Origin of the sequence: Methanobacterium congolense (assembly GCF_900095295.1) — an archaeon.
GTDB lineage: Archaea > Methanobacteriota > Methanobacteria > Methanobacteriales > Methanobacteriaceae > Methanobacterium_C > Methanobacterium_C congolense.
The window spans coordinates 99,346-113,618 of record NZ_LT607756.1; the positions used below are offsets into that span (position 1 = coordinate 99,346).

The following is a 14,273-nucleotide window of genomic DNA, read 5'->3' on the forward strand; positions in this document are numbered from 1 at the left end:
GAGTTTAAGCGAAGCAACCTTCAATCATCTTCATTTTAATTCATTTTAAATCTTCATTTTAAATATTGTCAAAGGATAAGAAATTCTTTTTAGATATAGATTCAAGGGTATCCTTGACAATTTCACCGTCTTTAATAACCACAACGATGTTTTCAGGATCTCCAAGTGCTTCAACATCCAGTAGGGGATCGACTCTACTTATTACAATGTCTGCAAGTTTACCAGCCTCAAGTGTGCCCAATTCACTGTCCCATCCCATACATTCTGCTCCAGTTTTTGTTCCTGCAACGATAGCTTCCATCGGATCCATACCTATTTCACAGAGAAGTGCAAGCTCCTTGAGGTTGGTTCCATGCTCAACAACACCACAATCCGTGCCCATTGCAATTCTAACCCCTGCATGGTAAGCCCTCTTGATGTTCTCCTTCTGAATATCGAAGACCTTCAGGGCAGCCTCAGTTTCCCATTCTCTTGTTTTGCCCTGTAGTGCCAGTTCTTTGATGTTTTTGTTCGCCATGAGTGTTGGAACCAGAAATGTTCCATTTTCAAGCATCATATTGATTATTTTATCGTCGAGGTAGGTTCCGTGCTCAATGGAATGAACACCAGCATCAATCGCATTTTTCATACCTTGAACTCCATGAGCATGTGCCATTACCTTAATATTGTCCTTAAAACTGGCTTCTTCAACAACAACCCTCAGTTCTTCTGATGTGAACTGTGCAGCTTTGGGTCCGTCGTTTGCGCTCATAATTCCTCCGGTCACCATAACTTTGATGACCTCTGCGCCTGCACGAAGCACTTCCCGCACCTTCTTCCTAACCCCTTCAACACCATCACAGATACTGTCTGGATAGCCGGGATAAGTAACTTTGACATCGTACCCTGATTTGAGCCAGAAATCGAAGTGGCCTCCCGTTATGGATAGTGGTGTGACACATATCTGAAGCCTTGGACCCTTTATAATGCCTTTTTCAACGGCCATTTTAATCCCTGCATCTGCAAGCCCTGCATCACGCACACTCGTTACTCCAGCATCAAGGGTGAGTCTTAAATTTTCAACGGCCCTGTAGAAGTAGAAGGATAGTGGATCGTAAATTGTGTCCTCTCTGTTGAATCCGTTTGCCATGACGTGGATGTGGGCGTCTATAAAACCTGGCATAATGAAACCGCCACCTGCATCGAGGATATCTGTTCCTTTGGGAATTTTAATGGAGTTTTCAGGCCCTACTCTTTGGATTGTGTTATTTTTTATCAGCACTGCAGCATTTTCAATGGGATCTGCGCCTGTTCCATCTATTAGAGTCCCGTTTTTTATGAGGGTCCACGTCATTTTCATCATCTTATCCTAAGTTCTTGCCGTGATCTAAAATTTTGAATTCAAATGTTATTATAGGATCTTTAGTTTTTATTTATTACTGAAATTAATACAAACTCTTTTAATCAATGGAAATTGGGATATAAGATGATGATTTGAGTTATTATCCGGTTTATAATGGGTTAATATTGATAAAATTAAGATATACCCTTTTTAATTCCTCTTCCTGGATGAAAAGGAAAAAAATATTAGGAATAGAGGTCAAAGAAATATTATGAAGAATTTGAATATCTGAGGTGATCCTATGATAAATTGGGGTGCTGTAATTATTGGGTTTGTACTTTCAATAGTTTTGGGGGCGATTTTTGGAGTTATAATTCCTGCTTGGGGATTCTTCATTGGTATTCTCATTGCAGGTATGCTGGTTGGTTACATGGTTGGAGGAGATGCAGCAAACGGAATGGTAAATGGAGCAGTTTCAGGTGCTTTTGGAGGAATAGTACTATCAGTCCTGCTTTTAATCTTCGGCACCATAATCGCAGGTTTACTTGGATTTGCAGTGGCCACCATAACTTCCTTCGTTATACTCATTGGACTCATTGGGGTTATAATCGTAATGGCAGTTGGGGGAGCCATTGGATCAATTGTAAAGGGAGAAGCATAATCATGTACTGATAGTTATCTCTCCTGTTGAACTTAATTCAGAACCTCTTAAACTTTCATGTTAATCCAAAAATTGATATACACCATTTTCAAATCTTTTAACAGGCAAAGATTTTAAAGAGAAGGTAAAAAACATGATAAATCAAAAATCAATTATTTTAGGATTCTTAGTTGCAGTAGTGCTGTATTTTGCAGTTGGATTAATTCTACCTGCTTATTCTGTATTAATTGCAGTTTTGTTAGCTGCACTTTTCACAGGATACATTGCAACCAGGGATTATATGGAAGGAGCAATTCACGGAAGTCTGGTTGGAATATTCACAGCAGTTTTCCTGATTATTTTCATACTGGTGAGATCCGGAGAAGCAGAAAAAATAGCAGGCCTTTTAATAATCCTTGCAGTCCTTTACATAGGAATGTCAGTTTTGATAGGGGCCCTTGGAGGATTTTTAGGTGCCTTGATCAACCAGTACATGGATAGGGCTCCTGCTGGATCTGTAACTGGATCAGAAGAAGTTCAGAAACCAGGATCTGAAATTCAGGCTGAATCTGAAGTTAAAGAAGATAAAACAGAAGATAAAACCAAAAAATAACCTTCAGGTAACAAAACCGTGCAAAAGGTGATAAAATGACAGATTGGAAGGCTATTGGGCTGGGTGCGATATTAAACGTTGTTTTAACAGTTGTTTTAGCAATTGCAGTATTTCCTCTCTTCTTTTTTGGGCCTGTGTTGGGGGGTTTTCTAGCAGCCTACATGTCCCGTGGGGATGATGAAAAGGATGGCGCAGTTGACGGCGCACTTTCCGGAGTTCTTGGTGGGCTTATAATAGGTGTACTATTTATTGCAGGCTTTGGAGTTTTCACTGCAATCTTTGGGTTGATATTCTCAAAGATGGGTCTTGCAGTAACCATAACCATGCTGGTGGGTATCTTCGTAACCATCCTGACGATCATCGTTGATGCAGTTCTCGGAGCAATTGGTGGTGTTTTAGGTTATCTTGTAGCTAAAAATGAGGATCAGGTTATAGAAAACTGAGATTCCCCAAAATGGTTTATTTTTTTAATTCTTCAATCCAAAAAACGATTCTATCCACACTTTTAATTTTTTTAATTTAAATAGAAATAAATATCTGAATATCACTGTGAATCATCAGTTCAATATAGTCACTGTTCCTGAATCAGCATCCACCTCAACCATTTCTCCATCTTTGAGCATGTCCAGAATCGGTGCATCTGGCCTGTCAACCATTGGTATTCCAGCCATTATGGCTCCTGTTGCAATTATTGGTTCTGCTTCAAGTGCTATTATGGCCAGGGGGGCTGTTTCGTTTTTTGCCATTTGGTATATCACGTAGGATCCAACTGTTGAACCCTTACCTGAAGGTATGACCAGTATCTTTCCACTTATCTTTTTTCCATGAAGGTCATGCTTTGAATCTACAACATCACCAGTTTTAGGGTCAACACCACCCAGAAAACTGATAGGATCCCTTGTAATAATCACTTCGCCCTTTGCATGGCCTTTTGAGATTTTTCTGCTTTTAACTATTTTTGATTCCATGTTCACACTTTAATCTGAAGCCATAAAAAATTTTTGCAGCACATTCTTTTACTGTGAATGAAAGGTTTTAACTAAAAATCAAGGTTATCCTAAATATCAAAACTAAAAATTGCTTCCAGATTTTTCAAAAAATTTTAAAAAAATAATTAATGCCTTAAATATCTTAAAACAACATTTAAATCGATTTAAGATTATTCAAGGTATTCCATGGATTATGCCATCATTCCAGTTCGACTTTAACTGAACCGATCTTAGGTGCAAGGTAGTTGTATAGCACAGCCATAATAGCGTAGATAATAAAGCTCACAACTAAATTAACTACAACATTTATTAAAAGGCTTATAACTCCTGCTACAGCTGATGAACCCATTGCAATGCTGCTAACTGTGCTTATGGCTTCAAATATCAGGTTAACAATGGCCATGACAATTGCAGTTATCAGGGCAAGTTTAACAGCTGGAATTGAGTTTATACCGTAGAGTTTTTCCTTCAAAGCTTCAAACTCGAACTCTATTCCTCCAATTTTAGGTGCAAGCAGGTTGTAAATTATGGCTGTCAGTGCAGTCATAATGAAACTGGCTACGAACATAACGATTGGGACCCCAATTATCAGGATCAGAAGTCCAACGATTCCAAGGGCACCGATTGAACTTAATCCGGGTATTACAGTGCCCTGATATGCAGCGCCAATTACTGCTGCTTGTAGACCTATCATGATTAGTGGTCCTATTATCAGCATGGCTATGAAAACGATGGTTGCCCCGATTGCTGAAAGCATAAGGGCAAATGGAACAACTGGAACCCCTACAATTTCCTTCATATCCCTGAGTTCAAGTTTTATCCCTCCAATCCTTGGAACGAACACGTTGTAAATGAGCGCAGTTAAGAATGATTGGGTAACACTAAATACAAAGCCAGCAGCAGGCAGAAGAATGAGAAGTGCCACACCAAGGCTTGCTATTACTCCTCCCGTAATGCCCAGGCTGCTTGGTAGGAAATTTCCAGCGATCCCTAAGATCAGCACTATGAATATTGCATATATGAATGCCACCACAGCTGATATGGATGAGTTCATCAAGGTGTATGGCACTATACGAATGGATTTAATCTCTTTAATATCTGACAAATCATTCACCTCCAATTTATATCAAATCACTTTATATCAAATAAGTCTGGGAATACTTTATAATTAAATTTTCCTATTTTATCCGGTTCAATGGCATGATCTTGAAATTTTAGGGAGTATACAGATTTAAAGAGATCCATGTAGGATGGTGTTAAACTTTTACTCGAGATAAATCAAAAATTGAATTTAAACAAAAAAATAGGTGGAAGGGGCTTAACTTATTTCAATCCAATCTCAACTCCACCAATCCTTGATGCCAGGAAGTTGTAGAGTAGGGTGAAAATGCCAACCACTATGAAGTACACCACGAAGAACATCACAGTTGTAGCAACCAGTGAAATCACTCCTCCTGTAACATTTCCTGTCATGCTCATACTTGCAAGGTTTAAAATACCCTGAATTAATCCAAATATTGTGAAGACCGCTGCAAGAGCAATTGATGCTGGTAAAACGGCTATGGATTTTATTTCACTCATTGAATCGATTTTTGGAGCAAGTTCAAGTTTAATTCCACCAATCATGGGTATGAGGAAGTTGTAGAAAATTGCAAACAGGGCATGACCTATGAAAGCCAATACAAAAACGATTATTGGCAATCCAACAATTAAAAAGAGGGATCCAAAGGCTCCAAATACTCCCAAAGTTGCAGTTACTCCTGAGGTCACGGTTTCATTGGCAAAAAGAGGTGCCATAGTGCCTACCATCCCAGCTAATGGAACCAGAACTGCAGCTATCAGGAGTCCGATTATGAACGCCCATATTGCTTCAATAAAGGCTGTTATAAGAGAAAAGGGTACGGCTGGTATGGATCTTAGTTCATTTCCTTCAAATCCCAGCTTCACACCTCCCACCCTTGGTGCTAGGATGTTGTAGAATAGTGCTGTGAGAAATGAAACCATCACACCCAGCAGGAATGTGCCAACAGGGTAGATCACAATTATTGCAAGTCCAATGGATGTAACAACTCCCAATTGTCCTGATTGTGGTATGGATGTGCTGATGATCCCAAGGGTAATCACGAAGATTATCGCAAATATAAGGGCCATTAATGCCTGTATTGAGGATGTCATCAATGTGAATGGAACGATATCCACGGATGTCATCTCCTTTAAATCCACCATCTTATTTTACCTCCCATTTTATTAAATTCATAACTCTTTATATTTTGAGTATAGTGATATTAAATTTTCGTTTTAATCAGGGATTTTATAAACCCAAAACTGGTTTTAAACATTTAATATGAAAAAATAAGGTTTTTAAGGAGTGTAGTGCTGTGGTAAATGAAACCAAAAAAGGAGGTTAATCATGAATTTAAAAATAGAATTCAGACACTAAAAGATTTTAGATCTTTTAAAAACCTTAAAAAAAACGTGGTTAATTGAAGTAAATAAATGTGGAATTAAAGAATGGAAATGATTTAAAAGAAGGGATTAAAAGATTATAAAAATTTAAGGTTTCTGGTCTTAAAACCAGTCCTTTGCCTCTTCTAAAACATTTTCAATTATTTGAGCTGATGATCCGAGGTAGGTGTGGGGATCCATCATGGTGTTTATCTCATCCTCACTCAGGTACTTCCTCACTTCATGGTTTGCAGAAACTATCTCCTTCAAACCTGCATCCTTAGCGTACGCTTCAAGGGCACAGCTTCTAACAAGTGCATAGGCTGTTTGTTTTCCAGCTCCCTTCCTTGTGAGTTCTGCCATAAATCTCTCAGCCATAACAAGTCCGTTTGTTATGTTCAGGTTCCTTTCAATGTTTTTCGGGTGGAAAACGAGGTTGTTGAAGAGTTTCAGTGAGAGTTTCACTATGTAATCCGTCAGCATGCAGGACTCTGGGAAGATTATCCTCTCACAGGAAGAGTTTGTAAGGTCTCTTTCATGCCAGAGTGGATTGTTTTGAAGTGCAGGTGCAACATATGCTCGGATAACCCTTGAAATACCGCATATCCTCTCTGCAGTGATTGGGTTCATCTTGTGGGGCATGGTGCTTGATCCAACCTGTTTCTCAGGGTCGAAGCTCTCACCAACCTCCTGTATCTCAGTCCTTTGGAGGTTCCTTATTTCCAGGGCCATCTTCTCAAGGGTGCTTGCGGTGTTTGCAAGGCACATTATGAACTCTGCATGAACATCTCTCTGAACAACCTGGTTTGAGATCAGAACAGGTTTTAAACCGAGTATCTCTGAAACCTTTTTGTTTATGGTGATTCCATCGGTTCCAAGGGCTGCAGTTGTTCCAACAGCTCCTGTGAGCATGCCCACACAGATCCTGCCCCTGCAGCTGTCCAGTCTTTCGATCTGCCTATGGAGTTCATCTGCCCATATTGCAAATTTCATTCCGTAGGTTGTTGGAAGGGCGTGCTGACCGTGGGTTCTTCCTATGCAGACGTTGGTCTTGTTCTCCTCTGCAAGCTTTAGGAGTGTCTCTGTCAGCTCAATTATCCTTGACCTTAGTATGTCTATGGAGTCCCTGAAGAGCATGGACTGGGATGTATCGATTACATCGTTGGATGTTGCACCGAAGTGAACGTACTCACCGGCATCTCCTTCACAGACCTCTGCAAGTGCCTTGACCATGGAGGCAATGTCGTGGTTGGTCTGCCTTTCAATCTCTGAAACCCTCTCTGATTTAACATATTCAGTGCTTGCTTTACGATTTATTTCATCTGCAGCTTCTTTTGGAATGAGATCAAGTTCTGCTTCAGCTTTAGCAAGTGCAGCTTCAACTTCAAGCATCTTCTGAAGTTTGTTGTCTGCATCCCAGACCTTTCTCATCTCTTCTGTTCCGTACCTGTATTCAATGGGATGAATAGCCATTTGTAATTCCTCTTTCAAAAATTTTATAAAAAAATTGTATTTCATGGTCAGGAAGCTATTAAAAAGCTCAATCTGACCTTAATTAAATTAATACATACCTTGGATTTTAAAAACCCTGAATTTTAAAAATATTCAGATTCAACTGGATCGAAAATCTGGATTAAATAAAAAGATGTGAATTTAGGAGTATGAGTACCTGAGTGCAATGCACAGTGCAGCCAGAATAACGGTCATGATGACCACCTGTTCTGGTGTGAGTTTAGGTCCCCTTGTTTCCTCTTCGAAGTACCTTACAAGGCCGGCTCCACTTGGTGGGAGAACTTTTTTATCCTTTTTAGCCATAAAATCACCGTAAAATTTTTTTTATGTATCTTAAGTATAACATTTTTCTTGATTTAAAATATATTGTTTCAAGCTTTATATCTATATGCTTTTTTATCAAATCATAAATCATCAATCTTCAATCAATCTTCAAAGACTCCCATGGGACACTAAGCTGAAACTTCCCAACTAAATCCACTTAAACAGCTTGAAATTGTGTAAGAATAACCTCAAATGTTTTAAACATTTCAATAATTATTTAAATTATTTAATAAACAATTATAAATAATAATTAATTATATTTTCATTATTAAATAATTAATTATGCTTTAAACTTAATTATAAGTATTATTAAGATTTAAAAAGCTTTTTAGATTAATTTTATTCTGGAATGAACAGACTTATAAATGATCTTGAACATAAAATAAAAGGTGCTCATCTGGTGCTTAACATGAATTATTTTACGCATTTTTTATAATATCACACAAAATGGAAGCCAAGTATTATATAATCACTTCCTCACCAGGTAAGAGTTAAATGATCACACAAGAGACAGATCTTTCTGCGTTGATTCAAACTAAAAATGTTTGATGAGTTGAAGAACTGAACTAACTGAGCGATACAAAAAAAATTATCAAGGGACTGTTATGGGATACTTTGAGAATTTGGAAGAAGAAACAAGGAAGCTTTACGATATAGCGAAAGAGGCAAGGCTTAAGGGCCATGATATTGAGCTTGAACCTGAAATACCCCTTGCAAAGGACCTTGCAGAGAGGGTTGAGGGACTTGTTGGCCCGGTGGGTGTTGCAAAACGGATAAAGGAGCTTGAGAAGGACGTTTCCCGTGAGGAGGTGGCCTTCCAGATAGCCCGTGAGATCGTTACAACACCTGATGAAGAGGGTGTTGAAGACAGCATCGAGGTTAAAGAACAGAAATCAGACCAGGCAACAAGAACTGCCCTTGCAATCCTCACGGAGGGTGTTGTTGCGGCACCACTAGAGGGTATATCTCAGATCAGGATAAAAAAGAACTTTGATGATGGAAATTACCTTGCAGTGTACTTCGCAGGACCTATAAGAAGTGCTGGGGGAACTGCAGCTGCACTGGCAGTTCTCATAGGGGACTACATAAGGATATCCCTAGGTCTTGACGTGTTCAAACCCACTGACATCGAGGTTGAACGTTACGTTGAGGAGGTTGAACTCTACGAATCAGAGGTCACGAACCTCCAGTACTCACCAAAACCTGAAGAAACCCGTCTTGCAATAAAGAACATTCCAGTTGAGGTTACGGGCGAACCAACAGACAAGATCGAAGTTTCAAACAGGGATCTTGAACGTGTTGAAACCAACAACATACGGGGAGGAGCTCTACTGGCAATGGCAGAGGGAGTTATACAGAAAGCCCCAAAGGTCATGAAGTACGCAAGCAAACTCAACATCGACGGCTGGAACTGGCTTGAAAAATTCTCAAAAGCCCCAGACTCCAAGAGTGACGATGGGGATTCAGGTAAGGTCGACGACAAGTACATGAGGGATATCATCGGTGGAAGACCCGTACTATCCTACCCCAAGGCAAAGGGGGGCTTCAGGTTAAGGTACGGCAGGTCCAGAAACACAGGGCTTGCTGCCATGGGAGTTCATCCATCAACTATGGAGATAGTTGAATTCCTGGCGGTGGGAACCCAGATGAAAATTGAAAGACCTGGTAAGGGTAACTGTGTTGTTCCCTGCGATACAATAGAAGGTCCAATAGTCAAACTCAAGAATGGTAGTGTGGTGAAGGTTGAATCCGAGGCCCAGGCTCGGAAGATCAAGAACCAGGTTGAGGAGATCCTGTTTATAGGTGACATGCTCATTGCCTTTGGTGAATTCCTCCGTAACAACCACGTGCTCCTTCCTGCAGGATGGTGTGAGGAGTGGTGGGTTCAGACCATAGAAAAATCTCCCGCCTACTCTGAAGATGAAGCACTTCAGGAGGGTGTAGATCTTAAAACCCTTGAAACAGAAAAAATAACTGCAGAAAGGGCATTTGAACTTTCAAAACGGTACAATGTACCATTACATCCAAGTTACACGTATTTCTATCATGATGCAACCAAAGAAGACCTGAACGAACTTATTGAATGGATGAAGTCAGGGTCAACGGTTGATTTAACTACAGATAATGGTCTGGTTAAAAAGAGTTTCTCACTTGAAATGGACCCTGGAAAGAGGATACTTGAAATTCTGGGTGTTCCACATCTGGTTGAGGAGGGGAAGATTCTCGTTGATCATGAAGATGCCTACGCACTACTTCACACGCTAAGAGAACCTCTTGACCTTTCTGAGGATACAAAAACTCTTGAAGCTGTGAACAAGGTTTCAGAGGTTGAAATAATGGCCAAAGCCCCAACTTACATTGGAGGAAGGGTTGGAAGGCCGGAAAAATCCAAGGAAAGGATGATGAAACCTGCACCTCACTCCCTGTTCCCAATAGGTACCAACGGGGGTAGCAGACGTAACATAATAGATGCTGCAAAGAAGGGAAGCATAAACGTTGACATTGGCCGTTGCAAATGTACTGAGTGTGGTATTAATTCCATACAGGCAATATGTCCTGTCTGTGGTGCCAGAACAGTACCTGCAGGTTCAGGTAGGAAGAACGTGAACCTTTCAAACCTCCTTAAAAAGGCATTTGAGAACGTTGGAATAAGGAAAATGGATGAGGTTAAGGGTGTTCAGGGAATGATATCCGAGGAAAAATTCCCAGAACCCCTTGAGAAGGGGATATTACGGGCAAAAAATGGTGTTTACACCTTCAAAGATGCAACCATAAGGCATGATTCAACAGACCTGCCCTTGACCCATTTCATACCGAGTGAAGTTGGTGTCACCCATGAAAAACTCCTTGAGATGGGATACACCCACGACGCCTACGGAGCAGCGCTTGAAAATGATGAACAGGTTGTTGAACTCAAGATTCAGGACGTTGTGATCTCAGATAACTGTGCAGAGTATCTAATAAGGGTTTCTCACTTTATAGATGACCTTCTCGAGGACTTCTATGGGCTTGAAAGGTTCTACAAAGTTGAGAAGAAGGAGGACCTCATCTCCCACCTCATAGTGGGACTTGCACCCCACACATCTGCAGGTGTTCTTGGGCGTGTTGTTGGATTCACCAGGGCACTGTGCTGCTACGCCCATCCCTACTTCCACTCTGCCAAGAGGAGAAACTGTGACAGTGATGAGGACTCTGTCATGCTCCTAATGGACGCACTCCTGAACTTCTCCAAGGTCTACCTTCCAAGTACACGTGGAGGTAAGATGGATGCGCCACTGGTTTTATCATCAAGGATAGATCCTGAAGAGATAGATGATGAGTCACACAACATCGATGTGATGCCAAGACTTCCAAAGGAACTCTACGAAAAAACCCTGGAGTTTGCAAAGCCCTCCGATGTTCTTGACCTTGTTGATAACGTGAAGAAGAGGATTGGAACGGATGATCAGTACCATGGATTGATGTTTTCCCACAACACTTCCAGCATACACAGTGGACCAACACAATGCCTATACAAGAGGCTTCCAACCATGAAAGAGAAAGTTGAAGGCCAGATAACCCTTGCAGAACGTTTAAGAGCCGTTGATCAGAAGGGTGTTGTTGAAGGTGTGCTGACTTCTCACTTCCTTCCAGACATGGCAGGGAATTTAAGGGCGTTTTCAAGGCAGAAGGTTCGTTGCACCAAGTGTGGTAAGAAGTACAGGCGTATGCCCCTTTCAGGGGAGTGTACCTGTGGCAGTAACCTTATACTCAGTATATCAAAGGGTTCTGTAATGAAATACCTTGAAATATCCAATGAATTATCGAAAAGATATCCAATAGACCCTTACCTTGTTCAGAGGATAGGGTTGCTTGAGTCTGGTATAAACTCACTCTTTGAAAGTGATAAATCCAAACAGAGTTCACTAGATGTGTTCCTATAGAAAAATTTCAACCATAACCATATAATGTTCAATAATATTCATAACTAAAACTCGATTTAAAAAACTTTAAGAACTTTGAGGTCTTAATTAATATAAGGTGTTTACATGAGGGATGACTTAGAAATAAAAGATGCACGTGTTATTGCAGCACTTCAAACCAAGGCTCAAACATGTGTCATAAAAAACAACGGAATATTCGAAAGGTTCAGCCACGAGAAGATAGTTAGATCTTGTCTCATGGTGGGAGCTCCACTCTGGGCTTCAGAAAAAATTGCCTCTTACGTTGCAAAAACAGCATACGACGGCATATCCACCGCAGAGATAAAGATGTTGGTGTTCGACCACCTGAAAAAGATAGATGGGGAGGTTGCAGACAAGTACCTGGCAACAAACACTTTGCGTGTCAGGACATCAAGGGATACAATAGAACCCTTCGATCAACGGAAAATAGAAAAAACCCTGATAGTGGAAACTGAAGCGTCAGGAGAACTGGCTCGGAAAATAGCCACTCAAGTATGGAAGGAACTTAAAAAACTTGACGTGGAATACTTAACCGCGCCAATGATAAGGGAAATAGTTAACACAAAGCTTGTTGAAAACGGCCTTGAAACACTGCGTAAAAAGTACACTCGACTTGGTATACCTGTTTACAACATTACAAACCTCATAAAAAACGGTTCCAGGGACAACGCAAATATGATACACAACCCTGAAACAGTTCACAAGTACGTTGCAGATGAAGCCCTCAAACAGTACGCACTTCTAAGCATCCCACAGGAACTTGCAGACGCACACATGAGCGGGGACATACACATACACGACCTTGAGTTCTTTGCAGGAAGACCCATCAACTGCCTCCAGCACGACCTCAGAACCTTCATACGATACGGATTAAGGGTTGACGGTACAGGGGACCACACTTCAGTTGCAGGAGCACCAAAACATATAGGAACACTCATGAATCACACAGGGGAAATAATGCTGGCAGCACAGCAGAACATGAGTGGAGGACAGTCAATGAGCCTGTGGAACGTCTTCGTGGCACCATTCGCTGCAGGGCTCTCCTACGATGAGATCAAACAGGCAGTCCAGATGCTCATATACAACCTGAACATGGCCTACGCTGCCAGAGGCAGTCAGGTACCATTCACATCCATGAACCTTGAATTCACAGTTCCTGACTTCCTTAAAGACGAAACAGCCTACGGGCCTGGAGGTAAGGCTGTAGGGGTTTACGGTGACTTCGAGGAGGAAACAAGGGCACTAGAAAGAGCATTCACAGAGGAACTCCTGAAGGGAGATTCAGATGGAAAACCACACCTCTTCCCAAACACCATCTACACACTCCGTAAAGAGGTTTTAGGCAGTGAATTTGAAGAAGATCTGCTCAAGGTCCATGAACTCTCAGCCAAATACGGAACAGCCTACTTCACCAACATGCTCCCTGACTACAGGGGTAACATGGCCAACTACATGGGATGCAGAACCCAGCTCAACGACAACTGGACAGGAGACTGGGACAAGGACTGTCTGAGGACAGGAAACCTTGCATACGTCACACTGAACCTGCCAAGGATAGCCTACAACTCAAGGGATGATGATGACGTCTTCGAGTACCTGGATTCTTACATGAACCTTGCAGAACAGGTGCTGATGCTCAGGAGAAGACAGGCAATGCACTGCCTTGACGACTACAACCTGCTCCCATTCCTGACCCAGGATGTTGACGGAGAGAGGTACTACAGGGTGGAGAATTCAACCATGTCCTTCGGATTCGTTGGACTCAATGAAATGCTCCTTGAACACTGCGGTAATGGCATAGAAGATGAAGATGCTAGAAAATTCGGACTGGACGTTATAAAATACATAAACCAGCGCGCAGCCACACTTAAAGAGGAAACAGGATTGAGATGGAGTGTTCTCCAGACACCTGCAGAGTCCACTGCCTACAGATTCGCAATGCTCGACAAGGAAAAATTCGGGGACAAGGCAATCACACAGGGAGATGCTGGTGCATACTACTACACCAACTCCTCCCACGTACCTGTGAACGCAGATGTTTTGTTACCTGAGAAGATAAGGATCGAGGAAAAATTCCACCCAATGACACTGGGAGGACACATATTCCACGCATTCATGGGAGAGGCCTACGCAAACCCAGAATCACTCATGAGCCTCACCAACAAGATAGCCACAAAATCCGACATAGGATTCTGGGCCTACAGCTCAGCAATGAGCTTCTGCATGAAGTGCAAAAGCCTAATGAAAGGCCTTCAGGACCAGTGTGGAAACTGCGGGGAACAGAAAGAAGTTGAATGGTACGACAGAATAACTGGATACGTCCAGCAGGTTGGAAGGTCCAAATCAGCTTCAGGCGGATGGAACCCTGGAAAGATGCAGGAGTTAAGGGATAGGAAGAGGTTTTAAACCTTTTCTTTAGATTATTTTTTTTATTTTCGTTAATTTAAATCCATTAAATAATATTCATTCTTTTTTTCACCAGTAT

11 protein-coding genes are annotated in these 14,273 nt (G+C 41.4%); 5 read left to right on the forward strand and 6 right to left on the reverse strand.

All coding sequences use genetic code 11. The features are described from left to right. Positions 1-58: 58 nt before the first annotated feature. Positions 59-1,333 (reverse strand): metal-dependent hydrolase family protein, encoded by a 1,275-nt coding sequence (locus MCBB_RS00475; RefSeq protein ID WP_071905765.1) that lies wholly within the window; start codon positions 1,331-1,333, stop codon positions 59-61. 289 nt (positions 1,334-1,622) lie between these two features. On the opposite strand from MCBB_RS00475, the gene MCBB_RS00480 reads away from it, so the two are divergent. The 3 genes from MCBB_RS00480 to MCBB_RS00490 all read left to right on the forward strand — a co-directional run bounded on the left by MCBB_RS00480 (position 1,623) and on the right by MCBB_RS00490 (position 3,017). Further along, entirely contained in the window at positions 1,623-1,982 is a 360-nt protein-coding gene (locus tag MCBB_RS00480; protein WP_071905766.1) for a DUF5518 domain-containing protein, read from the forward strand. A gap of 133 nt (positions 1,983-2,115) precedes the next feature. Continuing rightward, entirely contained in the window at positions 2,116-2,574 is a 459-nt protein-coding gene (locus MCBB_RS00485) for a DUF5518 domain-containing protein (RefSeq protein WP_071905767.1), read from the forward strand. A gap of 35 nt (positions 2,575-2,609) precedes the next feature. Next, entirely contained in the window at positions 2,610-3,017 is a 408-nt protein-coding gene (locus tag MCBB_RS00490) for a DUF5518 domain-containing protein (protein ID WP_071905768.1), read from the forward strand. A gap of 114 nt (positions 3,018-3,131) precedes the next feature. On the opposite strand, the gene MCBB_RS00495 is transcribed toward MCBB_RS00490, so the two are convergent. The 5 genes from MCBB_RS00495 to MCBB_RS00515 form a co-directional block, all read right to left on the reverse strand. Further along, entirely contained in the window at positions 3,132-3,530 is a 399-nt protein-coding gene (locus tag MCBB_RS00495) for a DUF126 domain-containing protein (protein WP_071907937.1), read from the reverse strand. Positions 3,531-3,762: 232 nt separating this feature from the next. Beyond that, positions 3,763-4,668 (reverse strand): hypothetical protein, encoded by a 906-nt coding sequence (locus MCBB_RS00500; protein ID WP_071905769.1) that lies wholly within the window; start codon positions 4,666-4,668, stop codon positions 3,763-3,765. 218 nt (positions 4,669-4,886) lie between these two features. Continuing rightward, complete coding sequence (locus tag MCBB_RS00505) at positions 4,887-5,789, reverse strand: hypothetical protein (protein ID WP_071905770.1); 903 nt, start codon at positions 5,787-5,789, stop codon at positions 4,887-4,889. Positions 5,790-6,131: 342 nt separating this feature from the next. Beyond that, on the reverse strand, positions 6,132-7,481 hold the full coding sequence (gene purB, locus MCBB_RS00510) for an adenylosuccinate lyase (RefSeq protein ID WP_071905771.1): 1,350 nt from the start codon (positions 7,479-7,481) through the stop codon (positions 6,132-6,134). A 180-nt stretch (positions 7,482-7,661) separates the two neighbouring features. Next, on the reverse strand, positions 7,662-7,823 hold the full coding sequence (locus MCBB_RS00515) for a preprotein translocase subunit Sec61beta (RefSeq protein ID WP_071905772.1): 162 nt from the start codon (positions 7,821-7,823) through the stop codon (positions 7,662-7,664). A 626-nt stretch (positions 7,824-8,449) separates the two neighbouring features. On the opposite strand from MCBB_RS00515, the gene polC reads away from it, so the two are divergent. Both polC and nrdD read left to right on the forward strand, forming a co-directional pair. Continuing rightward, positions 8,450-11,767, forward strand: a complete 3,318-nt coding sequence (polC, locus tag MCBB_RS00520) for a DNA polymerase II large subunit (protein WP_071905773.1) — start codon at positions 8,450-8,452, stop codon at positions 11,765-11,767. A gap of 105 nt (positions 11,768-11,872) precedes the next feature. After that, positions 11,873-14,194 (forward strand): anaerobic ribonucleoside-triphosphate reductase, encoded by a 2,322-nt coding sequence (gene nrdD / locus MCBB_RS00525; protein WP_171899052.1) that lies wholly within the window; start codon positions 11,873-11,875, stop codon positions 14,192-14,194. The last annotated feature ends 79 nt before the right edge of the window (positions 14,195-14,273 follow it).

Excerpts from the sequence above, each read along its gene's own strand:
- MCBB_RS00475 (WP_071905765.1), bottom strand. The coding sequence starts at position 1,333 with ATGACGTGGACCCTCATAAAAAACGGGACTCTAATAGATGGAACAGGC.
- MCBB_RS00480 (WP_071905766.1), top strand. The coding sequence starts at position 1,623 with ATGATAAATTGGGGTGCTGTAATTATTGGGTTTGTACTTTCAATAGTT.
- MCBB_RS00485 (WP_071905767.1), top strand. The coding sequence starts at position 2,116 with ATGATAAATCAAAAATCAATTATTTTAGGATTCTTAGTTGCAGTAGTG.
- MCBB_RS00490 (WP_071905768.1), top strand. The coding sequence starts at position 2,610 with ATGACAGATTGGAAGGCTATTGGGCTGGGTGCGATATTAAACGTTGTT.
- MCBB_RS00505 (WP_071905770.1), bottom strand. The coding sequence starts at position 5,789 with ATGGTGGATTTAAAGGAGATGACATCCGTGGATATCGTTCCATTCACA.
- purB (WP_071905771.1), bottom strand. The coding sequence starts at position 7,481 with ATGGCTATTCATCCCATTGAATACAGGTACGGAACAGAAGAGATGAGA.
- MCBB_RS00515 (WP_071905772.1), bottom strand. The coding sequence starts at position 7,823 with ATGGCTAAAAAGGATAAAAAAGTTCTCCCACCAAGTGGAGCCGGCCTT.
- polC (WP_071905773.1), top strand. The coding sequence starts at position 8,450 with ATGGGATACTTTGAGAATTTGGAAGAAGAAACAAGGAAGCTTTACGAT.
- nrdD (WP_171899052.1), top strand. The coding sequence starts at position 11,873 with ATGAGGGATGACTTAGAAATAAAAGATGCACGTGTTATTGCAGCACTT.